Raw genomic sequence first — 21,163 nt, 5'->3', positions numbered from 1 at the left:
TGCACTCCACGGGATCGATCAAGAACCGGAACAACAGAGGCGGCTGCGAGCGCCCCGCAGGGAGGTCATCGCGCAGCGACAGAGGACTTCAGCACTTCACCGACACGCAGAATCTCGTCCGAAGGGAAGCGGAACGGGTTGAGGGAGAGCAGGTCATCCGCCGTCATCCCCGCTCTTCCCTTTCTCGTGAGGTTGGGGCGACCGGATGGAGTGGCCGCAGTTCCCTCAGGGGCCACAGCGCATTGCTCGTGGCCGGGCTCGTGGATGAGCCCAGAGAGCGCGGACGCCCTTTCGTCGTCGCGGGAGCGACGATCGCGGCTGCAGCCGTTCTCTGCGCTCCCGTGTACGACGCCGGTCTAGCCGTCCTCCGGACCGAGGGGGACGTGCCGACAGCTGCTCTCGGTGCGCCCGCCCGACGCGATGATCCCGAACAGCTGTCGAGCCAGCTCGGAACGACGCCGCAAGCGCGCATCAGCTACGGGCAGCGGTAGGTCTTCGCGAAGTCGGTTGCCGTGAACTGCCTTCCCTCGGTCATGGAGTTCAGTGACGGGCAGATGTCGTTGTTGTGCGCCGCCGCTACGAAGGGGGTCGCTGCTTGTGGGACGCAGCCGTAGTCCTGGTCGGGCTGGTCGAGGATGCGCAGCTGACCCGTCTCCCCGGCGGCGAGGTGAAGATCGGACCAGGAGCAGGACCAGGTGAGTGAGGCTCCGGTGTCGTTGGTGATGCTGACGTAGTGGGAAGGGCCATGCACCCCGAACAGCAGATCACCTACCCACAGAACCGCGGCCGCCACGACGGCTAGAGCGCCCAGCGCGATCGACAGTCTCACCAACCGTCGTTGGCGGGGTGGCGTCTGCCGGTCCGGCGAGGATCTACTCGGGTCCCAGCTGTCCAGACCTTCAACCACGGCGTCTCCCCTCAATGGGCGAGAAACGGCCTCGACCGCTGCCCAGCTCGAGACCGCCCACGGGAGAAGAGTAGGCGTGATGCAGCTCTCACCACGAGGAGCAACCGGCTCGCGACCGAGAGCGTCCGCAAGGCGATCGTTCACAGACGCATTGCGGGACTGGCGATGTTCGTTCGTGAAGTTTGAGACGAAACGGTGCTCTGAGGGCATTCACTACTGAGGGGGTGATGTCGGGTGGTCGGTGCTGCTGAGGCGACGCTGGTGGATCGTCTTCGCGGCGGTGACCCGTCGGCGCTGGACGTTCTCTTCCGGATGCACGGCCGCGCGGTCTACCGCGCCGCGGGAAGCTTCCTCACGGACGCCGGCCATGCGGAGGACGTCGTGCAGGAGAGCTTCTTCCTGCTCTGGAAGCGCCGCTCGAGCGTGCGCATCGTGGGGGAGTCGGTGCTGCCCTGGCTGCTGGTCACGGTACGCAACCTCAGCTTCTCGACCAATCGCCGCGAGCAGCGCCGACGCCACCTGCCCCTTTCCGACGACACCGCCTCTCGCGGCGTCGACGCGGAGGCGAGCGACCGGCTGCTGGACGTGCGACGTCTGGTCGAGCAGATGAGCGCGACGGACCGCGCGATCTGGACGGCGTGCATCGAGGACGACCTCAGCTACAGCGATGCCGCTCGCTCCCTCGGCCTGTCCCACGGGACTGTCCGCAACCGCCTCTCGCGGGTGCGGACATCACTGGCGAGAACCCTGACGGAACGGACAGAAGACCATGGACGATCCTGACCTGAGCGACGAGCAGCTCGAGCGCATCAGCGCACGCCTCGCGCACCGCATCCGCCGCCGCCGACGTCTTCGCCAGGCCGCGGCGGTGACGCTCGCCGGCATCGCCGGCGCCGTCCTCAGCGCGGCAGTCCTCACGGCGGTGACGACCGAGCGCGGCACTCCGGTCGCAGCGCCCGTCACCTGCTGGGAACCGGACGGGCAGGGCGTTGCCCTGTCGGGCGAGATCCAGACACCCGCAGAACACTTCACTGCGTCGCTCGCCGCGGCGTGCGCTGCGCTCGCGGGCACCAACGGAGACGGAACGGACGCCGCCTTGTTCTCCCTAGCAGGAACCCAGGTGTGCCAGGAGGGCGGCCGAATCGACATCTTCACGGGACTGACCACCACAGTCGACTGCACCAACCCGCCCACGACCCGGACCGGAGTCGACCAGTGACCTTCAGACGCACGAGAACCCTCGCCCTCAGTACCCTCTGCCTCTCCGCGGCGCTCCTCGCCAGTGGATGCGCGACGAGCGCCAGCAGCCCCGGGTCGCCGTCGACGGCGCAGCTGCCGGGTGAACTGCTCAGCGCCGAAGACGCGACCAAGCCCGTCTACGGGACCACCGCTGTCATCGGCGATCAAGGATCAGGCGGATGGCTGCTCGATCACCCCGTCAGCCTTCGCATCACCGGCACCGACGGCCGGTCGCAGCTCAGCGTCGACGGTCCCTGCAACACGGTCACCTACGACCTCCAGTCCGCCGGCCTGCAGACCTCCGTATGGGTGGTCACCGGAGGCCCCGCGACGACGTACGTCGGCTGCCTCGACGCCGCCGACGAACGAGAGCAGTGGCTCATGGACGTGCTGGGCGCCGAGGACGTCAGCCTCACCCAGACCTCCACGACGATGCGCATCCGCTCCGGCCCCGTCACCATCGACGCCACCGCCAGCACGACCCCCATCTCCACCGAGACGCCTGCCGAACCAACAGAGATGACGGAGTCCCTGACACCCACCGTCCCGACGGAGGGCCCACCGGGCACCCCCATCGCCACCGCCGCCTCTGAGGGGCCGATCATCGACGTCCAGCAGCTGACGAACCCGGCGCTCGACCTGGCTAACGGCACCGGAGTCCAGCTCTCGACGCTCAGTGCGGAGGAGAAGAAGCAGTACCCGATCTACGCGGTCGGAACCACGTACGAGGAGCTCGCCGCTTATGACCCCGCTCTCGCGGACCACTACTGGGTCGCACAGGACGAGCCGGTCTGGGCGCTGACCGTGCACGCGCCCGCGGAGAGAACAGACGTGCCCTATGGCTTCGACCTCCATCGGGTGGACGTCTTCACCGCCGTCTACGACGAGATCAGCGGAGAGCTCCTGACGTCACAGGGCGATGTCGACCTCGCGTCTCTCGGTGCGCCCGGCGAGCTGATCACCGCCGGATAGATCCTTAGTTACCGTCCGTATGGGAATCCCCAAACGGGACGCCAGAGGCGATGCGGATGAGGCGAAGCGCGCGATTGCTTGGTGGCGCGCTCGCTACGCTCACGTGATGGTCGGCCTCTCGCAGTGGCGCCGGCGAGCTGACGCTCGCCGTTCGCGCCGCGCCCGGTTCCGGGTTCTGCTCGCTGAGGTTTGTGGTGAGTGCTCGCACCCCTGGGTGGAGCACCTCGCGGACGCCGGCCTGGTCGGCAGCCCCGTGTGCTCGGAGTGCGTCTACGAGCTCGAGCATGGGTTCAGTAGCGGACCGATTTGTCACCGACCGGTTCCGATCGATGTGTTGAGTCGCGCTGATGCCGCTGCGGCGGCGGCAGGGCAGGGCGGCAGTGATCAATTGGTCGGAGGAGGCCAGATTCGGGTCGCAAAAGAAGACCTTGACGCCTCATGTCAGCGTCCGGCGAGAGTGGTCAGCAGGTCCTGGATGCTCGTCTTCTCGACAACCGGGTCGGGGCTGCCGGCGCGGACGGAGGAGAGAACGGGGTCGATCTGCTGGTCGACGTAGGTCCACGTCTGGCAGTTCGCGGCGCTCAGTGCGGGCTCCGCGTCGTCCCAGGCGGTCTCAAGGTCGGTGGCGCGGGCTTTCGCGCCGGCCTGATCGCCGCTGGTGACGAGGGCGAGGGTGTCGGCGGTGATCGTCTGGAAGTTCTGCACGTCGGCGGAGGGGAAGTCGGTCTGAACGGATGCCTTCGCGTCAGCTGCGGACAGCGTTCCCGACGCATCGCAGGCCGGGGCTGCCCCTTCGGGTGCCGGACTGGTGTGCGGCTGGCTGTTGGTGAAGGCGAGCAGCCCGACGACGGCGACGGCGAGGACCGCGAAGGCGACGAGTGAACGGCGTTCGCGGGCGACTGGCGTGGTGTAGTGCTCGGATGCGCCCTTGTCGACATCGGCCTTGCTGAGGGAGAGGTAGACGACGGTGGCGAGGATCGCGAGCAGGAAGATGATGCTGGTGACGAAGGTGCCGAGCCCGAGGCCCTGCTCGTCGGGGGACAGGCCGAGCCAGTCGCCGATATTGGCGCCGAGGGGGCGGGTGAGGATGTAGGCGATCCAGAACGCGAGGACCGGGTTCGCGCCGTAGCGCCAGAGGCCGGTGACGATCGCGAGCAGCGTGAGGGGCAGGAGGATCGAGACGCCAGGGCCCCAGCCGGTGAGCTCGAGAGTCCAGTCGCCGAGGGCGGTGCCGAGCGCGAAGGTGACCAGGACGGTGACCCAATAGAACGCCTCCCGCGGGGTGGTGTCGATGCTGTGGATCGAGAGGGTGCGCTCCTTCGAATACCAGACGCCGAACACGATCACGAGCAGCAGCGAGAAGACGAGGGAGCTGGCCCAGAGAGGCACTCCGAGCTGGTCGGTGAGGATGTCGGTGAGCAGGGTGCCGGTGACGCTCATCACCACGACAGTCAGCCAGTACGCGGCGGGCACGTAGCGTCGCAGCCGCATCTGCACGGCGAGCACGACCGCGGTGACGATGATGAAGATCACAGCCGTCGCGATGAGGCCGACGCCGAGGACCATGTTGATCCAGTCGGCGAAGCTCTCACCGACCGTGGTGCAGAGGATCTTGATTATCCAGAACCAGATCGTGACCTCGGGGACCTTGCTGAGCAGCCGCCGGCCGCGGGACGGTGCTGCCGTCGTTGAGATGTCCATGCCCGCAGAGTCTCAGTCGGGAAGTGGGCGGCGGCTCGGGATGCGCCGTGCTGCGTTGTGTTTGCTCACAACGACCCGAAGTACCCGAACGCGATCAGGTCGGTACCGAGCTGATGGGGTCGAGGCTCTGTGCTTTCACAACGGATGCAGGGGAATCCGCCGCCGCCACAGACGGCTCGTTCATAGCGTGGACTTCTGCGGCGTGCTTCGCGTCGAGAGACGAGGACGACACTGATGCCGAACCGGGAACCCCAACCGGACGGTGCGATCGCTTATCGGGCGGCGCGACGATGGCCGCTGATCTCGGCGGGCCTCGCGGTGCTGCTCACCATCCTCCTGGCCGCGCTGATCTTCTACCGCGAGCACGACAAGCCGTTCGGGTTCGACACCGCCTGGATGAACGAGATCATCGAGCACCGGTCCACGTTCTGGCTGGTCCCGTCGCTGGTGATGAACAGCCTCGGCGGCGGGATCCTCGGGACGATCGTGATTCCTCTGGTCGTCTTCGCGGCGCTGCTGCTCTGGCGCGGTCGCTGGGCTGCGACGTACTTCGCGATCGCCGCGCCGCTCAGCGGGCTGCTGGTGCAGATCCTCAAGAACGCGGTCGGGCGTCCACGGCCGCTGGAGATCCTCGTGAACGCCGACTTCGGCTCCTTCCCCTCCGGACACAGCGCGAACGCGGCCACGACCGCGGTGGTCCTCGCGATCGTCTTCCCCCTGTGGTGGGTCCGGATCGCCGGTGCCCTCTACACGGTGGCGATGATGCTCAGCCGCACCTACCTCGGTGCGCACTGGATCTCCGACACCGTCGGCGGGCTGCTCCTGGGCGCCGGGGTGGCGTTGATCGTCTGGGCGCCGCTCGCGGTCAGGCTGCACACCGAACGTGCTGCATCACCGTCGTTCCGTTGGCGGCGCTTCTCCGGGCACCGTCCGACCAGATGACGGCGGAAGGCAGCGGGCAGCGCTGCCGGTGAGCGGGTCGCTGTGCGCTTGTTCAACGGACCCGGCGAAGCCCCCAGCCCCGGGTGCCGCAGACTGCCCGACCATGGCGGAATGACGCACCTCACCGATCAGCGCCGACCTCCGCTCCCTCGGATCCGCTCCCGCCTCCTCGCCGGCCGCTACGCCGCCTCGACGGTGCCCGAGGCGACGGCGCTGTTCTGGGTCCTCAAGGTGCTGACGACGGGGATGGGCGAGACGGCGTCGGACTTCCTCGCGACCGCGTTCGACCCGGTGATCGTTGTCGGAGTGACCGGGCTCGCGTTCCTCGCCGCGCTGGCGCTGCAGTTCGCAGCCCGCCGGTACGTCCCCTGGGTGTACTGGACGGCGGTGCTGATGGTGAGCGTCTTCGGCACGATGGCCGCCGACGTGCTGCACGTGGTCGCCGGAGTCCCGTACCTCGTCTCGACTCTCGGGTTCGCGGTGGCGCTCGCCGCGGTCTTCGCCCTGTGGTGGCGGGCGGAGCGGACGCTGTCGATCCACTCGATCACGACGCCGCGCCGCGCCGCGTTCTACTGGCTCGCCGTCTCCGGGACCTTCGCGCTCGGCACGGCCGCGGGCGATCTGACCGCGTCGACGCTCGGGTTCGGCTACCTGCCGTCCGCGGTCCTGTTCGCGGCGGTCATCGCGGTGCCGGCGCTCGCGCACCGGTTCACGGGGCGGAACGCGGTCCTCGCGTTCTGGGCCGCCTACGTCGTCACGCGACCGCTCGGCGCCTCGGTCTGCGACTGGCTCGCGGATCCGGTCGACCGGAAGGGCCTGGGCCTGGGCACCGGCCCGGTCACGCTCGCGGCCCTCGCGGTGTTCCTGCTGCTGGTAGCGGTGATCGCGCTCCGCCGACCGCGCGCGGCCGTCACGGCGACCCCCTGAGCGCTGGGCTCAGGCGTCGCGTCCGGCGCGGTTCTTCTGCCGCCAGTAGGTGAGGGCGATGCCGGCGAGGCTGATCACGACGATGCCGACGAGGACGATGTCGATGTACTTCCCCACGAAGTCCGCGACGCCGGGGATCTGCCCGAGGAAGAAGCCGAGGAGGATCACGCCGGTGGACCAGACGGCGGCGCCGAGGGCGTTGAAGCCGACGAAGTGGCCGTAGTGCATCTTGCCGACGCCCGCGGCGACGGGGGCGAAGGTGCGCACGACCGGCACGAAGCGGGCGATGGTGACCGCCCAGCCGCCGAACCGGTCGAAGAACGACTGGGTGCGGGCGACGCTCGAGCGGCTGAAGAGCCCGCTGTCCTTGCGCTCGAAGATCCGCGGCCCGCTCGCGCGGCCGATGACGAACCCGAGCTGGTCGCCGAGGAACGCGGCGGCGGCGACCATCAGGATCACCAGCGGCACCGGCAGGGAGATCACGCCGGTCGCGACGAAGACACCGGTGAAGAAGAGGAGGGTGTCACCGGGGAGGAAGAACCCGATCAGCAGGCCCGTCTCGACGAAGGCGATCAGGCAGACCAGGGCGATCGCCCAGGGGCCGGCGCCGTCGAGGAGGGATTGGGGGTCGATCATCGGTTCTCCTTGCGAGAGGTCGGGTGGGGCTGAGTCGCGGGGATGCGGACGTCGACACCGAGGCCGTGGGGGGCGAGGTTGCGGAGTCGGAGCTCGCCGCCGGCGGCGCGGCTGAGACCGGCGACGATCGCGAGCCCGAGGCCGGCGCCGCCGTCGCGGGAGCGGGCGGCGTCGGGGCGGGTGAAACGGTCGGTCGCGACGGCGAGGAACGCCTCCGGAACGCCGGGGCCGTCGTCGTCCACCGAGAGGACGGCCTCTCCTGAGCGCTCGACGAGGGTCGCGCTGACGCTGCCGCCGTCGGGCGTCGCAGTGACGGCGTTCGCGAGCAGGTTGTCCAGGATCCGGCCGAAATCGGTCGGGGAGATCGGGTACCGGGCGGCGACGATCGAGGCGGGGGCGACGAAGTCGATCGCGAGGTCCCGCTCGCGGGCGAGCATCCGGGCGCGGTCGACGCTGTCGGCTACCTCCTCCCGCAGAGCCGCCGAGGAGGCGTCGCCGGTAGCGATGCCCGCGTCGATCCTCGACAGGATCAGCAGCCCGTCCGTCAGGGACTGCAGGCGGTCGATCGAGCGGCGCGCGTCGACGACATCGGCGTAGAGAGCCGCCGGATCGTCACGGACCCGCTCAGCGAGCTCGAGCCGGGTGCGCAGCGCGGCGAGCGGGGTGCGCAGCTCGTGGCTCGCGTCGGCGACGAGCCGCCGCTCCCGGTCCGCCGACTCCCGCAGGTCCGCGATCAGCGCGTTCAGGGTCGAGGCGAGGTCGGAGAGCTCGTCGCGGGCGGGCCCGACCGGGAGCAGCTCGGTGGAGCGTCCCTGGCGCAGCCGGTCGGCGATCGCGCGCATCCTGCCGACGGGGCGCAGCGCGAGGCCGACCAGGACCCAGGACGTCACAGCGAACGCGACGAACAGGATCGCGAGGGCGATCAGGAGCGTCGTGCTGACGCCGCCGACGACGGCCTCGGCGGTGTCGCGGCTCTCCTCGATCAGCGCCTGCGACGCTCCCGAGCGGACCAGCTCGATCGTGGAGGCATCGAGGATGTGATCGAGCTGCTCGCGCACGACGACCGCGACGATCCCGAAGAACAGCATCGCGACCAGCAGGCTCGACACCGTGATCCGCACCCGGATCGACAGGGACCGCCACCTCACGGCGTCACCCCGAGGCGATAGCCCGCACCCCGTCGGGTGAGGATCTCGACCGACGCCCCGCCCGCGGCCAGCTTGCGGCGGAGGTAGCTGATGTACTGCTCCGCGATGTTGTGGTCCACGAACTCCGCCGACCCCCACACCTCGAGCAGGATCTCCTCCCGCGGCACGAAGTCCCCGGCGCGCGCCGCGAGCGCGCGGAGGACGCCGAACTCCTTGGGGCTCAGAGGCAGGACGGCGCCGTCGACCGTCGCGGCGTGCGCGTAGGGGTCGACGCGCAGATTTCCCAGCACGACCGGTGCCCGGTTCGTGAGGTGCTCTCTGCGGATCATCGCTCGGAGGCGGGCGGAGAGCTCCTCGAAGTGGAACGGTTTCGCGAGGTAGTCGTCGGCCCCCGCGTCCAGGCCGAACACACGGTCCTGCAGCGCGTCGCGGGCGGTGAGCATGATCACCGGGAGCGTGGCACCGCTCGCGCGCAGGTGCCGGCAGATCTCGAAGCCACTCATCCCCGGGAGCATCACGTCGAGGATCGCCGCGGAGTAGTCCGCTTCGCGCGCCGAATTGAGCGCGTCGACCCCGTTCGAGAACAGGTCGACGTCGTAGCCGTCGCCGGTGAGGCCCCGCTTGATGAGCTCGCCCATCTCGACGTCGTCTTCGACGACCACCACCGCGTCACGCATCCAGGCCTCCTACGGTCATGCTCGCACCGGTGGCGCGGCGGAACCGGCCTACTCCGCGGAGATATGCGGCTTCTCAGCGGTACGCACTGCATACAAAGGCAGCACGTGCGGCCCGATGGAGCAGCACGCCCCTGGTGCGCAGACGATCTCGGACGCGGGCACCGACATGGACGCCGACCTCCGGTCGACGCGGTGCTGTGCGCTGTGCGCATTTTTGCCTGGAAGCCTTCGGCAACGTACGAGCCTGCGGCGTCCACGCAAGCCGCTGCGCGGCCGGCTCCTCCGAGGTTCTCGGCACGCGGTCGCTGCGCTCCCTCACATCGCGCCGACAACCTCTCCTCCTCCGCCCTCCGGGTTGCGCTCCCACCTCCGACCCTGCTCGGCACTACGTGCCTTCCAGGCAAAAAAACGCTGGGAGAGAAGGAAGAACAACCGAGCCAGACCACCCCCGCTGGCTTGACAAATCTGATTGAGATTCTTCACCTCTCCGCGGTTCCAACCTATTTCGCTCCACCGGCTGCGTGCCACCGATCCCGGACGCGCCCTACGGGCTTATTTCGCCCGTGATCGGTGTCACTCCGCCGGCTCCACTCAAACGGTTTTCCCCGCCGGAGAGGCAAAGAAAAACGATCAGCCAGGAGCAGGAGCAACACACATGGACACCCTCGAAGCGATCCTCCGTGACCAGACGGTCACCTACCTCGTCAGCAAGAACATCCTCTGCCCGCGCACCGGGGCCGTTCTCGACTCGCGCACCTGTGCCGTCTTCAACGACGCGGACGGGGATCCCGCGGTCGTCATCTCGCCCGAGGGCTGGCAGCAGATCGCGAAGGAGCCCGCCACCCTCGACCGCCTCGCGGAGCGCGGGATCACCGTCGACATCAACACCGCGCTGGCCGCAACCCGCTGAGAGGAACAGACCATGTACCGCACCGACACCGACACCGGCCTCGCGACCCCCGATCAGGTCGCCCTCATCATCACCGACCAGCGCGCTCACTGGGACCAGAACGCCGACGACAGCGACGACGTGATGCTCGCCGCCGTCCGCAACGCCCACGCCCTGCCGGGCGCCGAGCCCGTCGAGGACGACAGCTCCGCCCTCGCCGCCGCACTGATCGCGTTCCTCACCCCGGACCCCGCCCGCACCGCACCGGTCATCGACGCCGACACCGGATGCGCGACGCCCGAGCAGATCGGCCTCATCGTCGCGTTCGAGCGCAACTACTACGAGGAGCACGAGAGCTACAGCACCGAACGGCTGCTCGCGGGCGTCCGCAACACGCTCACCCTCCCCGGGGTGTGGGTGCTCGGAGGGTTCCCCGTCCGGGAGGACGGCACCGACCACGCCGCCGCGCTGATCGCGTTCCTCATCCCGGCGGTGACTACGTGATCGAGCGCAGCCGTGTCGATGAGCGGCCCGGGGCCGCGCGCGCGGCTCATCAGCTCTTGCGCCTGTCCAGCGGCCGACTCCAGCAGGAGGCCGACCGTGTGCGCCTGCACGGCGAGCGGCTGACGGGGCTGAGTCGGAAGACGAGCCGCCGCCTGATCGAGCAGGAGGAGGCGATCCGAGCGAACCGGATCGCCGCGGCGGACAGCGCCGCTGAGCGGCGGCTCATCGTCGGAGTCGTCATCGCGACGGGCGCTCTTCTCGCGGTCGGGCTGCGGCTGATCCTCACCTCAGGGCAGCTCCCTCCTCTGTTCTGACGAGCGGGCCGCGCTGACTTGTTGTCATGCTTACAAGTCGGACCTCGCCCACCGTCCCGCCTCCGCCCGCGCATCCCGTCAGGGCGAGCAGCAGTGCTCCTGCCAATGCGATCCCTGCGGTCGTCCGCCTCATCGTGTCCCCCGATCACTCCGCCGCGGCACGTCGCCGGGCGCGTCACCTCGACGCCAACAGCAGCCGCCCGCCCGGACGGAGTCGTCCTGGCGGGCGGGCAGCCCCCGTCCCGGTCACGCGCGCGGGATGACCACCGAGACGCTCGCGCGCGAGGCGCCCGAGACGGCCGTGACCGTGCCGGTGCCGGCGGCGATCGAGCTCTTGCCCGTGCGGAACACCTTGGTCACCGTGGCGCCCGGGGCGACCGCGGCCGAGGACGCCGTGCCGTAGGGCGTCACGACGGTCAGATCGGCGGCCGCGCGGCCGGTGTTCGTCGCCGTCACCGTGACGACGACCTTCCCGAGGATCAGCCGCGAGGTCGCCTTCGCGGTGACGGAGGCGCCGGGCGCAACGCTCGCTCCGGCCAGCGCCGTCGTCACGCCGTCGACGCGCGCGGTGATCGAGACGGTGCCGGCGGTGGAGCCGGTGCGGATCCGGGGGAGCGCGGCGACGCCGTCGGCGCCCGACAGCACCGCGGCGGTCGTCGCTCCGCTCTCGAAGGCCGCCGGCCCGGTGATCGCGAAGCCCACCGAGCGGCCCGCGAGGGCGCGACCGGAGGAGTCGCGCACCAGCACGGACTGCGCGAGGTCGCGCGTCGTCGCGGTCGGCACGCTCTGCAGCGTCCCGCGCGCCTCCGCCGAGGCCGCGAGGGCGATGCCGTTCACCTCGATCTCGGCCACGCCCGTGGACCCGCCGTACTCGCCGGCTCCCCACGCCGTGAACACGAGCCGCAGCGCCGTCGTGGTCACCGGAGCGAACGTCGCGCGGTTCAGCACGTCGCGCTCGCGGCCGGGAGCCGCTCCGCTCACGGGAGTCCAGACGTCGCCGACCAGGTGCTCGACCCGCCACGACCGCGCGGGGATCAGCCCGCGTCCGTCGGCGTCGGCCGCGTCGCTCGCGAACAGCACCGAGGCGCTGTCGACGGTCACGGCGCTCGGCCAGCGCAGCTCGACGTGCTGCTCTCCGACCCGGGGCCAGGAGCCCCAGATCGTCGAGGCGGCGCCGTCGGCGACCGCTCCGACCGAGGTCCACGGCGAGGTGTACGAAGCGCTCGTCGACGAGGCGAGCGGAGCGATGTCGCCGACGTAGTCGGTGCACGGCACGGTCACGGTGACCGTCGCGGTCCGGGTGAGCTCGTCGATCCGGTCGACCCGCACGGACATGCCGGAGTTGAGCACTGCGCTCTCTCCGCCGAGCACGAACTCGTTCGCCTCGCTCGCGTCGCCCGGACGCTCGAGCAGGTCGCCGGCGTACGGCTGGCCCGGGTTCGAGCGCAGGATCTGCACGCCCGAGACGTCGCGGCGCACCTGGAAGGGACTCGTGTACGCGCCGCCGTCGGACGTCGTGTCGGCGCGGTCGTTGTACTGCGCCCAGTAGCGGATGCCCGTGTCCTGCGGGTCGTTCCAGGTGAGCGCACGCCGGCCGGCGGGTCCGGCTCCGAGGGTGTCGAGCGTCGTGGTGCGGGGTGCGCCGCAGACCGGCTGGCGGGTGTTCGGCAGCGTGCCCAGGCGCGCCAGCGACGGGGACGACAGCGGCAGGAACGACCAGGCGCCGCCCATCACGTCGGTCCGGTTGCCGTACTCCTCGCGGCGGCAGTCCGCGGGCAGCGGGGTGGAGGCGTAGTCGCGGGTCGTGGCGCAGTTCACGCTGTAGGCGTGCGGCAGCGAGAGGTTGTGGCCGAGCTCGTGCGCGAGGAAGTACGCGTCCGGTCCGGGCTGGAACGCGCGTCCGCCGTCATCGGGATCGCCGGACTGCTCGCCGTTGGCCCAGTTCGGGCACGGGTCACCCTCAGGCACCATGGCGACCAGGTGCTTGCCCGGTCCGCGCTGCCAGCCGGTCCTCTGCGCGATCCAGTCCTGCAGTCCGCCCGTGTTCGTGCAGCCGATCGGCTGGTCGACGACCTGCCAGTCGACGACCTGGTCGAGCTCGAAGCGGATCGCCCCGCTGGTCTCGCGGGAGTAGAACCGGTCGACGAGGTCGAGGGCGCGGACGGCGTCGGCGGTCGTGTACCCGCCCGGGACGGTGCCCTGCGGAGCGACGAGCGCGATCGTCACGCGGTGCGTCTGCACCTGGGCGCGCGCCGGGATCTCGACGTCGACGAAGTCGGCGTCGAGGGCGAGGGCGGCCTGCTGCGTCGTCGCGTCCGCCTCCGGCTCGATCACGGTGGGCTCGGCGTCTGGAGCCGCGACGGGGCGGTCCGGAGCGGGAGCGGGAGCGGCGGGAGCGGGGGCCACCGGAGCGGCCGCCGCTGGAGCCGCGGCGGGCCCTCCGGCGACGAGCCCGGAGGCCAGCAGCAGTCCGGTGAGCGCTCCAGGGAGCAGGGCGTGTCGTCGTCGCATGGTCGTCCTCTGGGTCGGTCCTCGCTGAGTGCCCCGAGCGGCAGCAGGCGGGGGCACGAGCTCCCGCCGACCTCCTCGCCGCTGAGGAGTCGGCTGACGTTACCGTGAACATCCGTGCAGGAACGGGCAGATGTCCCTCCGCGGCGGCCCCTTTCCGGGTGGGGACCAGAAATGACGAAGGCCGGGAGCGGGACCCCGGCCTTCAGCGACGATCAGATCTCGGTGTGCCCCAGATCCGCCGCGTCCAGCAGTCGGATCTCGGTCTCACATGCAGGGGTCGCAGGTGGGGGAGGGCCGGCCTTCCAGCCGGCCCGCGAGGGGCGATCCCCTCACGCTCTCTAATGGTCTCGGCTGGCCTGGTGCCGGCTGTCAGGCTGGTCCTGGCTTGCTCGGGCGTGACTCATCACACTCTTGACCGCTGTGTCTTGCTGGGGACCTGTCCGTCCGAGCGAGCTAGTTCCGGCGTGACGCTGCGATGGCTTGATAGAAGGTTGTCCGCGACTTCGGCCGCGTGACTCGTTAGAGAGATGCCTCCGCGGCGCATCCCACCCGGATGACCCCTGAGGAGAAGAGGCCGCATGATCGTCGCCCACCGCTATGACCACGTCGTCGGAGTCGACACCCACGCCCGCACCCACACCTACGCAATCGTCGCTACCAAGACCGGCGAGATCCTCGGAACGAAAGCCTTCCCGGTCACGGCGGCGGCGATCGACAGAGCGATCGCCTGGGTGCGAGGCATCGCGGGCGGGTCGGTTCTGTTCGCGATGGAGGGCACTGGCTCCTACGGTGCGTCGTTGGGTCGAGCGCTGCTGCGTGACTAGATCGTGTTCTGCGAGGTCCGGCCGCCGAAGAAGTCGAGCCGCGTCCGCGGCAAGACTGATGAAATCGACGCGATCGCTGCCGCGACCTCGGCTATGGGGATCGAGCTCGAGGCGCTGACTCGGCCGAAGGCCGACGGGCTGCGCAATGCACTCCGAGTGACGCTTGACGCCCGCCGAGATATGGAAGTTCGTCGCACGAGCGCCCGGAACCAGCTCAACGCGTTGATTCGTACCGCGGACTTCGGGCTCGACACGAGGCGGGCACTCACCGATCGTGGTGTGCAGCAGCTCGCCAATCTGGACGCTAATCGTTCCGACGTGGCTGAGCGCATCATCCGCGCTGAAGCTGTCCGGCTGGCCTCGACCGTGATCGATCTTGGACGGCAGATGCGACACAACCGCGAAGCGTTAGCTGAGCTGGTCGAGCTTCTCGCGCCCGGGCTGCAGCAGATCTACGGCGTCGGCCCGGTCACCGCCGCAGTGGCAGTCGCGGCATACTCCCACCCGGGCAGGGTGCGGAGCGAGGCTGCTTTCGCAGCTCTCGCCGGAGTGAACCCGATTCCGGCGTCATCGGGGAACACGACACGTCACCGGCTCAACCGTGGCGGTGACCGTCAGCTCAATCGCGCGCTCGACGTGATCGCTCGCGTACGGATGGTGTCCGAGGCGCGCACGCGCGCGTACGTCGATCGACGAACGTCAGAGGGCCGAACTGTCCGCGAGATCAGGCGCAGCGTCAAGCGATACATCGCACGTGAACTATTCAAGGCGCTACAGGTCCGCATGGCGTTGTGCACCTAGCCGTATGAATGGGCGCCGAGCACGATGCGAGGGCGTCTGTTCGGCCGTCGACGAGCGTCAGAGGTGACGAGTCTTACGCGAGGGTGGTGGCGTCCTGATCGTCTAAGCGGAACACTGCGCAGCGCGGCGCGGCCGCTGCGAAATCGGCAGCGCTCGCCTCCGGGCCGACTTCGAAGATCTGAGCGGCGACTTTTCGGCCCTGGCTGTGCTGATGCCAGTACGCGCTGAGGATCGGGCCGCGCTGTTCAAGGGTCATCTCGGTGAAATTCACTGCCTCTCGTCGTCGGCCGCGCTGGATCTCGCCACGGCCGGCAGCCCTCACGTTCTTGACCCAGGACATCTTCTGTCCGGCGACCACGTACCGAGCCCCGTCCACGACAACGATCGAGACGGGTGTGGAGCGCGGCTCGCCGGAGACTCGGCCGACCACGGTCAGAACATGCGGAGGACCGGTGGTGATACCGATGTTGTTGAGGAACACGATCACCCTGTTGGCGTACTTCAGGAACGGGGGAAGGTTCTTGTCTTGTGGCATGTCCTACGACCTCGCTTCAGAACACGCGGCCCGTCGGGCTCGCTGCGGCGTCCAGTATCCACCGGGACCCCGTCGACTCCCTGACCGGCGCCGTGGGGTCTCAGGCCGAGACGACGACCGACCGCTTCATCGCGTGTTGGGTCTTGACTCGAAGCCATAGAAGGGTCCCCGATGTTCCGCCGGCGGCGGGGCGCGAGCTGCGCTCCCGCAGCGTCGACGGAGCGACGCCAAGAGGTCGCCCGGCTGCGCCGGCCGCCGTTGGTCGCCCTACGGGCTCACACCCTTTTTTGCCGTGAAGCCTTCGGCGGCTCCCTCCGCTTCGCTGCGGTCGTAGCTACCTACGGGCTCCGTTCAAGTGGCTGCGCCACCGGCTCCTCCGAGACTTTCGGCACGCGGTCGCTGCGCTCCCTCACATCGCGCCGAAACTCTCTCCACCGCCGCCCTGCGGGTTGCACTGCGCCCTCCGGTTGCTAAGGCGGAAAACCGCCTTCCTTACCGTTATTTCCGTGGATCCGGGGCAGTTGTAGGCTCCGGAACGCGCCAGGGGTCCCGGGTATGGCTGACCGCCTTCAGCCGACTGATGGCACGCCGTGATTAGCCGCCCGGGATCCCGCAACGGCAGGACCGCTCATTGAGAAACGCGACCAGATCGCCCCGTAAGGACATGCCGGCACGGTCGTTCACGGCGCACCGCACCCCTGAACGGAAGGACCCTGCGTGCCCCAACTCTGGGCCGGTATCGACGCCGGCAAGACCGAACACCACTGCGTCGTCATCGACGGCAACGGAACCAAGCTGCTCTCCCAGCGGTTCAAGAACCGAGAAACGGCGATCCTGACCCTGATGGGAGACGTCGCCTCCCTTCCAGGCGGCACCGACGTCGCCTGGGCGACGGACCTCAACCACGGCGGGACAGGGCTGCTGCAGACGCTCCTGCACTCGCATGCGCAGCCGCTGTTCTACATCTCAGGCCGCGTCGTGCATCACGCCTCGGGCGCCTACCGCGGCGAAGCCAAAACAGACGCGAAGGACGCGGTCATCATCGCCGACCAAGCGCGGACCCGGCGAGACGTGACGCTGATGCGCCAGGCCGACGAGGTCACGGCGGAACTGCGCCTGCTCTCGGCGCGACGAGAAGACCTGGTGCACGATCGCACCCGCGCCGTGAATCGCCTGCGCGCCATCCTGGTCCACTACTTTCCGTCGCTCGAGGGGGCATTCAACTACGCGACGACCAGGGGACCTCTGGTGCTGCTCACCCGGTACGCGACCCCCGGTGCGATCCGGCGCATGGGGGAGAGCCGGCTGGCGGCGTGGTTGAAGGGACAGGGCTGCTGGAAATCCGCGGCGGTCGCGAAGACGGCGGTGGAAGCCGCGCGCGAGCAGACATCGGTCGTCGTGGGGGAGGGGGCAGCGGCTCGGCTGGTGAGCCGGTCCGCGCGTGATCTCCTCCGCATCCGCGACGAGGTCGCCGAGCTCGACGGGGAGATCGAAGCCGCTTTGCAGGACAGCAGATCCGCGGATCTTCTGGTGTCGATTCCTGGGTTCGGGCGCAGGCTCGCCGCGGATTTCCTTGCCGCGACCGGTACTGACCTCGCCGCGTTCGAGACGCCCGACCGGTTGGCCAGCTTCGCGGGTCTCGCTCCCGTGCCGCGGGACTCCGGGAAGATCTCCGGCAACCATCACCGGCCACGTCGCTATGACCGGCGGCTGTTGAACGCCTGCTTCCAGGCGGCGTTCATCGCGTCGAGGAACTGCCCGGTCTCGCGCTCGTTCTACGATCGGAAACGCCAGGAGGGGAAGTCGCACAAGCAGGCTCTGATCGCTCTCGCCCGGCGCCGTATGAACGTCATCTGGGCGATCTTCCGTGACCAGACGACCTTCAACCCCACCCCGCCCCGGCCGAACGATCCCGTCACCCCGCTTCTGCAGCACGGTCCAGAGTCGCCATCGAGGAGCAGACCCACCATCGCCCTTGCGGCCGCCTGACGCGTCTAGGTGAGGAGTTCGGTCTGGATCCGGGCGGCGACGGCCTCGCGGAGGGGGCGGACGTTCTCGGTGCTCCAGTCGGTCGGGTCGGGGAACTTCCACTCCAGGAATCGGCCGGTCGGCGTTGCGGGGAGGGTGAGGCCGGGCTTCATGGTGATGACGATGTCCGCGTTCTCGAGGTCCTCGACGGTGACGGCGCGGGGGATGTGGTTCCTGATGTCGAGGCCGAGCTCGGCGACGGTCGCAGCGATCGCGGGGTTCACCGTCTCGGCGGGGGAGAGACCGGCGGAGGTGGCGGTGTAGCGGTCGCCGGCGAGGACTTCGAGTAGGCCTGCGCCGAGTTGGGAGCGGCCGGCGTTGTGCTGGCAGAGGAAGAGGACGGTGGGCTTCTCGGTCATGCGGGGATGCTGCTTCCGGTGGTGGTGCGGGTCCAGGTCTGGGTGGCGATCTGCACGGCGTCCCAGGGGGAGCCGAGCGGGGGTGTGTAGGAGAGGTCGAGGTCGGAGACCTGCTCGACGGTGAGCCCGGCGAACAGGGCGGTCGCGTACGTGTCGACGCGCTTGGCGGTCTCGGTGCCGAGGCGTCCGACGAGCTGCGCGCCGAGCAGACGTCCGTCGCGGGTGTCGCCGGTGATGCGGATCGTGATGGGCTGCGCGCCCGGGTAGTAGCGCTTGTGGTCGTCCGCGACCGCGCTCGTCGTCGCCGGCGCGAAGCCCGCGGCGAGGGCCTCGTGCTCGCGAAGGCCGGTGCGGGAGGCGACGAGGTCGAAGACCTTCACGACCTGCGTGCCGACCGAGCCGGCGAACCGGGCATCGCCGCCGAGAGCGTTCTCGCCGGCCACCCGTCCCTGCTTGTGGGCCGTGGTGCCCAGCGGCAGGTAGGTGCTGCCGAGCAGACGGTGGTGCGTGGTCACTCCGTCGCCTGCCGCGAACACGTGCGGCAGGCCCGTGCGCATCGCCTCGTCGACGACGACCGCGCGGCCGGCGCCGAGAGACGCTCCGGCGCGGGCGAGCAGGTCGGTGTTCGGCTTCACGCCGACGACGAGGAGGACGACGTCAGCGGTGCGGGTGAGAGGTGTGCCGTCGTGGTCGGCGTGCACGGCGAGGCCGGTGGCGGTCTTCTCGATCGAGGCGACGGTGGTGCGGGTGAGAACCTCGACGCCGCGCTCGGTCAGTTCGGTGTGGACGAGGGCGCCGAGTTCGGGGTCGAGGGTGGAGAGCACTTCCGGGCCGCGCTGGAGCTGGGTGACTCGGAGGCCGCGGACGGTGAGGGCTTCGGCCATCTCGAGGCCGACGTAGCCGGCGCCGACGATGATCGCGGTCTGCGGGTCTCGACTGTCGAGGAACCGCTCGAGCGCGAAGGTGTCGCCCATCGAGTGCAGCACGTGCACTCCGTCCTCCGGCCCCAGTGCGTCCACTCCCGCGATGCCGGCGGAGGAGGCGAGGGCGCCGGTGCCGACGATCAGCTCGTCGTACCCGATCCGGTCGAGCGAGCAGTCGGGGGTGCGGACGGTGAGCTGCTGCCCGGCGACGTCGATGTCCGTCGCGAAGGTGTCCAGGCGCAGGGTCATGCCGGTGGCTTCGAGATCGGCGTGGCTGCGGTGCGCAAGCGACTGCCATGGCTGCACCTCGCGGGAGAAGTAGTACGGGATCCCGCAGATGGAGAAGTTCGGGTACGAGTCGGCGACGACGACGGTCACGTCGACGGACGGGTCGAGCTCGCGGGCGCGCAGCGCGGCGGAGATCCCCGCGTCGCTGCCGCCGATAGCGACGAGATGCATCAGATGGGCCTTTCGAATCAGACGTGTGAAGAGGTCGAGGTGGCCGGGACCACAAGGTCCCCGGCGGCCCGGGCGGCGCCCGGGAAGAGGAACACGGCGATGCCGACGCCGATCGCGGCGCCGACGAGCTGCGCAGCGACGAACGGCAGGACGGAGGCGGGGGCGATGCCGGCGAAGGTGTCGGTGAAGACGCGGCCGAGAGTCACGGCGGGATTCGCGAACGAGGTCGAGGACGTGAACCAGTACGCGGCACCGATGTACGCGCCGACCGCGGCCGCCGCGAGCGGGCCTCGGTGCGTACGGGCGAGGGAGAGGATCACGAGGACCAGGCCCGCGGTGGCGACGACCTCCCCGAGCAGGTGCCCGGCAGTGACCCGCTCCGTCGTCGCGATCGAGGACGGGATTTCGAACATCGCATTCGCGAGGACCGCGCCGCCGATGCCTCCGAGCAGCTGCGCGCCCACGAACACCGCCAGCTCCCGCCCCAGCAGGCCGGTGCGGTCGCGACGACCGAGGACCGCGTCCACGGCGGAGACGAGCGGATTGAAGTGCGCCCCCGACACCGGGCCGAGAGTGAGGATCAGCACCGCCAGCCCCAGCGCGGTCGCGAGGGAGTTCTCCAGCAGTTGCAGACCGACGTCGTCCGGGGAGAGCGTCTGAGCGGCGATGCCGGAGCCGACGACGATCGCCACGAGCAGACCGGTGCCGAGGAACTCGGCCACGGCCCGACGAGCGAGCGGAGGAGGGGAAGTGGTGTCCATGTCGTCGGCCATCTTGACCGCTCACGATCACTCAGTCAAGATTGAGTCAATGAACACCGAGCGAACCGAACTCGAAGCGCGCGCCGCCCGGCACGCCGCCCTCAGCGACCCCGCGCGCCTGCGGATCACCGACCTGCTCACCCTCGGAGACCTCGCGCCGCGGGAGCTGCAGGACCGTCTTGGGATGCCCTCGAACCTCGTCGCGCACCACCTCGCCGTCCTCGAGCGCGAAGGCATGATCCTCCGTCGCCGCTCGGAGGCGGACCGGCGCCGCGGCTACGTCCATCTGATCCCCGGGGCGTTCGACCAGCTCGGGCCCTCGACCACCGCCGCAGCGCGGCGAGTGCTGTTCGTGTGCACCGCGAACTCCGCCCGCTCCAAGCTCGCCGCGCAGCTCTGGGCGCAGCGCAGCCCCATCCCCGTCGCCTCCGCCGGCACCCACCCGGCCGCCGCGGTGGCCGCCGGAGCGATTGCGACCGCCGAACGCCACGGCCTCCCGCTACCCGAAGGAGCCCCGCAGCAGCTCGCGGACGTCGCCGCCGACACAGACCTCGTGATCACCGTCTGCGACGCCGCGCACGAGGAACTCGGCTCGGACGCGCTGCACTGGTCGATCCCCGACCCGGTACCTGCCGGCACGGATGCCGCGTTCGATGCGGCCTACGACGAGCTCGCCGCGCGCGTCGACGCTCTCGCGGCGAGGGTCACGGCCGCCTGATCAGACGCGGGTGAGCATCCCGGCGAGGGAGTCGAGCGCGCCGGGGACGAGGGAGAAGTACGCCCACGTGCCGCGCTTCTCGCGGGCCAGGATCCCGGCGTCCACGAGGATCTTCAAGTGGTGCGACACGGTCGGCTGACTCAGCCCGACCGGCTCCGTGAAGTCGCACACGCACACCTCGCCCGAGCTGCTCGACGCCACGATCGACACCAGGCGGAGCCTCGCCGGATCCGCCATCGCCTTCAACGCTCGCGCCAGCAGCTCCGCGCCCTCGGCGCTCAGCGGCTCGCGCGCGAGCGGCGCGCAGCACGCGGCCGCCGCCGCGGTGAGAGTCAGCTCGGTCGTCGCCATGCCTCCACCCTCCCACACATTGACAGCCATCGATATG

Annotated in this window: 21 protein-coding genes and 1 pseudogene; 11 read left to right on the top strand and 11 right to left on the bottom strand. The window is 69.8% G+C overall.

Going from position 1 to position 21,163, the window contains the following annotated elements; genetic code table 11:
* Positions 1-475: 475 nt before the first annotated feature.
* Positions 476-829, bottom strand: a complete 354-nt coding sequence (locus C5D09_RS07145; RefSeq protein WP_104238916.1) for a hypothetical protein — start codon at positions 827-829, stop codon at positions 476-478.
* A 312-nt stretch (positions 830-1,141) separates the two neighbouring features.
* On the opposite strand from C5D09_RS07145, the gene C5D09_RS07140 reads away from it, so the two are divergent.
* From C5D09_RS07140 to C5D09_RS07130, 3 genes are read left to right on the top strand one after another with little or no spacing between them, the layout of a single operon-like run.
* Positions 1,142-1,690 (top strand): RNA polymerase sigma factor, encoded by a 549-nt coding sequence (locus tag C5D09_RS07140; protein WP_104268939.1) that lies wholly within the window; start codon positions 1,142-1,144, stop codon positions 1,688-1,690.
* Complete coding sequence (locus C5D09_RS07135) at positions 1,677-2,126, top strand: hypothetical protein (RefSeq protein ID WP_104268938.1); 450 nt, start codon at positions 1,677-1,679, stop codon at positions 2,124-2,126. Before C5D09_RS07140 ends, C5D09_RS07135 begins: the two co-directional genes overlap by 14 nt.
* Positions 2,123-3,118, top strand: a complete 996-nt coding sequence (locus C5D09_RS07130) for a hypothetical protein (protein ID WP_104268937.1) — start codon at positions 2,123-2,125, stop codon at positions 3,116-3,118. The genes C5D09_RS07135 and C5D09_RS07130 overlap by 4 nt, the downstream gene beginning before the upstream one ends.
* Before the next feature lie 441 nt (positions 3,119-3,559).
* Here the strand turns inward: C5D09_RS07130 and C5D09_RS07125 are convergent, their stop codons facing one another.
* Entirely contained in the window at positions 3,560-4,819 is a 1,260-nt protein-coding gene (locus C5D09_RS07125; RefSeq protein ID WP_104226509.1) for a hypothetical protein, read from the bottom strand.
* 234 nt (positions 4,820-5,053) lie between these two features.
* Here C5D09_RS07125 and C5D09_RS07120 point away from each other — a divergent pair, with 234 nt between their 5' ends.
* Together C5D09_RS07120 and C5D09_RS07115 are read left to right on the top strand one after the other, a co-directional pair.
* Positions 5,054-5,761, top strand: coding sequence for a phosphatase PAP2 family protein (locus C5D09_RS07120; protein WP_104268936.1), 708 nt, complete (start codon positions 5,054-5,056; stop codon positions 5,759-5,761).
* A 111-nt stretch (positions 5,762-5,872) separates the two neighbouring features.
* Complete coding sequence (locus C5D09_RS07115; RefSeq protein WP_104268935.1) at positions 5,873-6,688, top strand: hypothetical protein; 816 nt, start codon at positions 5,873-5,875, stop codon at positions 6,686-6,688.
* 9 nt (positions 6,689-6,697) lie between these two features.
* Here C5D09_RS07115 and C5D09_RS07110 read toward each other — a convergent pair whose 3' ends face one another.
* Genes C5D09_RS07110 through C5D09_RS07100 form a run of 3 tightly spaced genes read right to left on the bottom strand, consistent with a single transcriptional unit; the run spans position 6,698 to position 9,149 of the window.
* Complete coding sequence (locus C5D09_RS07110; protein ID WP_104250829.1) at positions 6,698-7,324, bottom strand: DedA family protein; 627 nt, start codon at positions 7,322-7,324, stop codon at positions 6,698-6,700.
* A complete protein-coding gene (locus C5D09_RS07105; RefSeq protein ID WP_258066937.1) occupies positions 7,321-8,472 on the bottom strand; it encodes a cell wall metabolism sensor histidine kinase WalK in 1,152 nt (383 codons plus the stop codon). Before C5D09_RS07105 ends, C5D09_RS07110 begins: the two co-directional genes overlap by 4 nt.
* Positions 8,469-9,149 (bottom strand): response regulator transcription factor, encoded by a 681-nt coding sequence (locus tag C5D09_RS07100; RefSeq protein ID WP_104268934.1) that lies wholly within the window; start codon positions 9,147-9,149, stop codon positions 8,469-8,471. Before C5D09_RS07100 ends, C5D09_RS07105 begins: the two co-directional genes overlap by 4 nt.
* 655 nt (positions 9,150-9,804) lie before the next feature.
* On the opposite strand from C5D09_RS07100, the gene C5D09_RS07095 reads away from it, so the two are divergent.
* From C5D09_RS07095 to C5D09_RS07085, 3 genes are read left to right on the top strand one after another with little or no spacing between them, the layout of a single operon-like run.
* On the top strand, positions 9,805-10,059 hold the full coding sequence (locus C5D09_RS07095; RefSeq protein WP_104268933.1) for a hypothetical protein: 255 nt from the start codon (positions 9,805-9,807) through the stop codon (positions 10,057-10,059).
* Positions 10,060-10,071: 12 nt separating this feature from the next.
* Entirely contained in the window at positions 10,072-10,542 is a 471-nt protein-coding gene (locus C5D09_RS07090; protein ID WP_104223236.1) for a hypothetical protein, read from the top strand.
* Positions 10,543-10,598: 56 nt separating this feature from the next.
* Positions 10,599-10,856, top strand: coding sequence for a hypothetical protein (locus C5D09_RS07085; protein WP_146084446.1), 258 nt, complete (start codon positions 10,599-10,601; stop codon positions 10,854-10,856).
* Positions 10,857-11,102: 246 nt separating this feature from the next.
* Here C5D09_RS07085 and C5D09_RS17455 read toward each other — a convergent pair whose 3' ends face one another.
* On the bottom strand, positions 11,103-13,367 hold the full coding sequence (locus C5D09_RS17455; protein WP_181135013.1) for an Ig-like domain-containing protein: 2,265 nt from the start codon (positions 13,365-13,367) through the stop codon (positions 11,103-11,105).
* 578 nt (positions 13,368-13,945) lie between these two features.
* Here C5D09_RS17455 and C5D09_RS07075 point away from each other — a divergent pair.
* Positions 13,946-14,992 (top strand): annotated as a pseudogene (locus tag C5D09_RS07075) (IS110 family transposase).
* Positions 14,993-15,065: 73 nt separating this feature from the next.
* On the opposite strand, the gene C5D09_RS07070 reads toward C5D09_RS07075, so the two are convergent.
* Positions 15,066-15,527 carry a nitroreductase family deazaflavin-dependent oxidoreductase gene (locus C5D09_RS07070; RefSeq protein WP_104226502.1) on the bottom strand — a complete coding sequence of 154 codons (462 nt, stop codon included), beginning with the start codon at positions 15,525-15,527 and terminating at the stop codon, positions 15,066-15,068.
* A 717-nt stretch (positions 15,528-16,244) separates the two neighbouring features.
* Here C5D09_RS07070 and C5D09_RS07065 point away from each other — a divergent pair.
* Positions 16,245-17,516 (top strand): IS110 family transposase, encoded by a 1,272-nt coding sequence (locus tag C5D09_RS07065; protein ID WP_258066936.1) that lies wholly within the window; start codon positions 16,245-16,247, stop codon positions 17,514-17,516.
* A gap of 5 nt (positions 17,517-17,521) precedes the next feature.
* Here C5D09_RS07065 and C5D09_RS07060 read toward each other — a convergent pair whose 3' ends face one another.
* Genes C5D09_RS07060 through C5D09_RS07050 form a run of 3 tightly spaced genes read right to left on the bottom strand, consistent with a single transcriptional unit; the run spans position 17,522 to position 20,057 of the window.
* Positions 17,522-17,914: a low molecular weight phosphatase family protein gene (locus C5D09_RS07060; RefSeq protein WP_055794495.1), complete on the bottom strand. Its 393-nt coding sequence runs from the start codon at positions 17,912-17,914 to the stop codon at positions 17,522-17,524.
* Positions 17,911-19,296: an FAD-dependent oxidoreductase gene (locus C5D09_RS07055; RefSeq protein ID WP_055794493.1), complete on the bottom strand. Its 1,386-nt coding sequence runs from the start codon at positions 19,294-19,296 to the stop codon at positions 17,911-17,913. Before C5D09_RS07055 ends, C5D09_RS07060 begins: the two co-directional genes overlap by 4 nt.
* Positions 19,297-19,313: 17 nt before the next feature.
* Positions 19,314-20,057, bottom strand: coding sequence for an MIP/aquaporin family protein (locus C5D09_RS07050; RefSeq protein WP_181028834.1), 744 nt, complete (start codon positions 20,055-20,057; stop codon positions 19,314-19,316).
* Positions 20,058-20,106: 49 nt separating this feature from the next.
* On the opposite strand from C5D09_RS07050, the gene C5D09_RS07045 reads away from it, so the two are divergent.
* Complete coding sequence (locus C5D09_RS07045; RefSeq protein WP_104268932.1) at positions 20,107-20,775, top strand: helix-turn-helix domain-containing protein; 669 nt, start codon at positions 20,107-20,109, stop codon at positions 20,773-20,775.
* On the opposite strand, the gene C5D09_RS07040 is transcribed toward C5D09_RS07045, so the two are convergent.
* Positions 20,776-21,126 carry a helix-turn-helix transcriptional regulator gene (locus C5D09_RS07040; RefSeq protein ID WP_055794488.1) on the bottom strand — a complete coding sequence of 117 codons (351 nt, stop codon included), beginning with the start codon at positions 21,124-21,126 and terminating at the stop codon, positions 20,776-20,778.
* Positions 21,127-21,163: the final 37 nt, after the last annotated feature.

It is taken from the genome of Rathayibacter sp. AY1C9 (genome assembly GCF_002932315.1).
GTDB lineage: Bacteria > Actinomycetota > Actinomycetes > Actinomycetales > Microbacteriaceae > Rathayibacter.
Note: the sequence above shows the minus strand (reverse complement) of the source record. Positions and strands in the feature narration are given on the sequence as shown.

Coding starts and splice junctions, on each gene's coding strand:
- C5D09_RS07125 (WP_104226509.1), bottom strand. CDS start 4,819: ATGGACATCTCAACGACGGCAGCACCGTCCCGCGGCCGGCGGCTGCTC.
- C5D09_RS07070 (WP_104226502.1), bottom strand. CDS start 15,527: ATGCCACAAGACAAGAACCTTCCCCCGTTCCTGAAGTACGCCAACAGG.
- C5D09_RS17455 (WP_181135013.1), bottom strand. CDS start 13,367: ATGCGACGACGACACGCCCTGCTCCCTGGAGCGCTCACCGGACTGCTG.
- C5D09_RS07135 (WP_104268938.1), top strand. CDS start 1,677: ATGGACGATCCTGACCTGAGCGACGAGCAGCTCGAGCGCATCAGCGCA.
- C5D09_RS07090 (WP_104223236.1), top strand. CDS start 10,072: ATGTACCGCACCGACACCGACACCGGCCTCGCGACCCCCGATCAGGTC.
- C5D09_RS07110 (WP_104250829.1), bottom strand. CDS start 7,324: ATGATCGACCCCCAATCCCTCCTCGACGGCGCCGGCCCCTGGGCGATC.
- C5D09_RS07045 (WP_104268932.1), top strand. CDS start 20,107: ATGAACACCGAGCGAACCGAACTCGAAGCGCGCGCCGCCCGGCACGCC.
- C5D09_RS07100 (WP_104268934.1), bottom strand. CDS start 9,149: ATGCGTGACGCGGTGGTGGTCGTCGAAGACGACGTCGAGATGGGCGAG.
- C5D09_RS07120 (WP_104268936.1), top strand. CDS start 5,054: ATGCCGAACCGGGAACCCCAACCGGACGGTGCGATCGCTTATCGGGCG.
- C5D09_RS07115 (WP_104268935.1), top strand. CDS start 5,873: ATGACGCACCTCACCGATCAGCGCCGACCTCCGCTCCCTCGGATCCGC.
- C5D09_RS07040 (WP_055794488.1), bottom strand. CDS start 21,126: ATGGCGACGACCGAGCTGACTCTCACCGCGGCGGCGGCCGCGTGCTGC.
- C5D09_RS07060 (WP_055794495.1), bottom strand. CDS start 17,914: ATGACCGAGAAGCCCACCGTCCTCTTCCTCTGCCAGCACAACGCCGGC.
- C5D09_RS07095 (WP_104268933.1), top strand. CDS start 9,805: ATGGACACCCTCGAAGCGATCCTCCGTGACCAGACGGTCACCTACCTC.
- C5D09_RS07050 (WP_181028834.1), bottom strand. CDS start 20,057: ATGGACACCACTTCCCCTCCTCCGCTCGCTCGTCGGGCCGTGGCCGAG.
- C5D09_RS07055 (WP_055794493.1), bottom strand. CDS start 19,296: ATGCATCTCGTCGCTATCGGCGGCAGCGACGCGGGGATCTCCGCCGCG.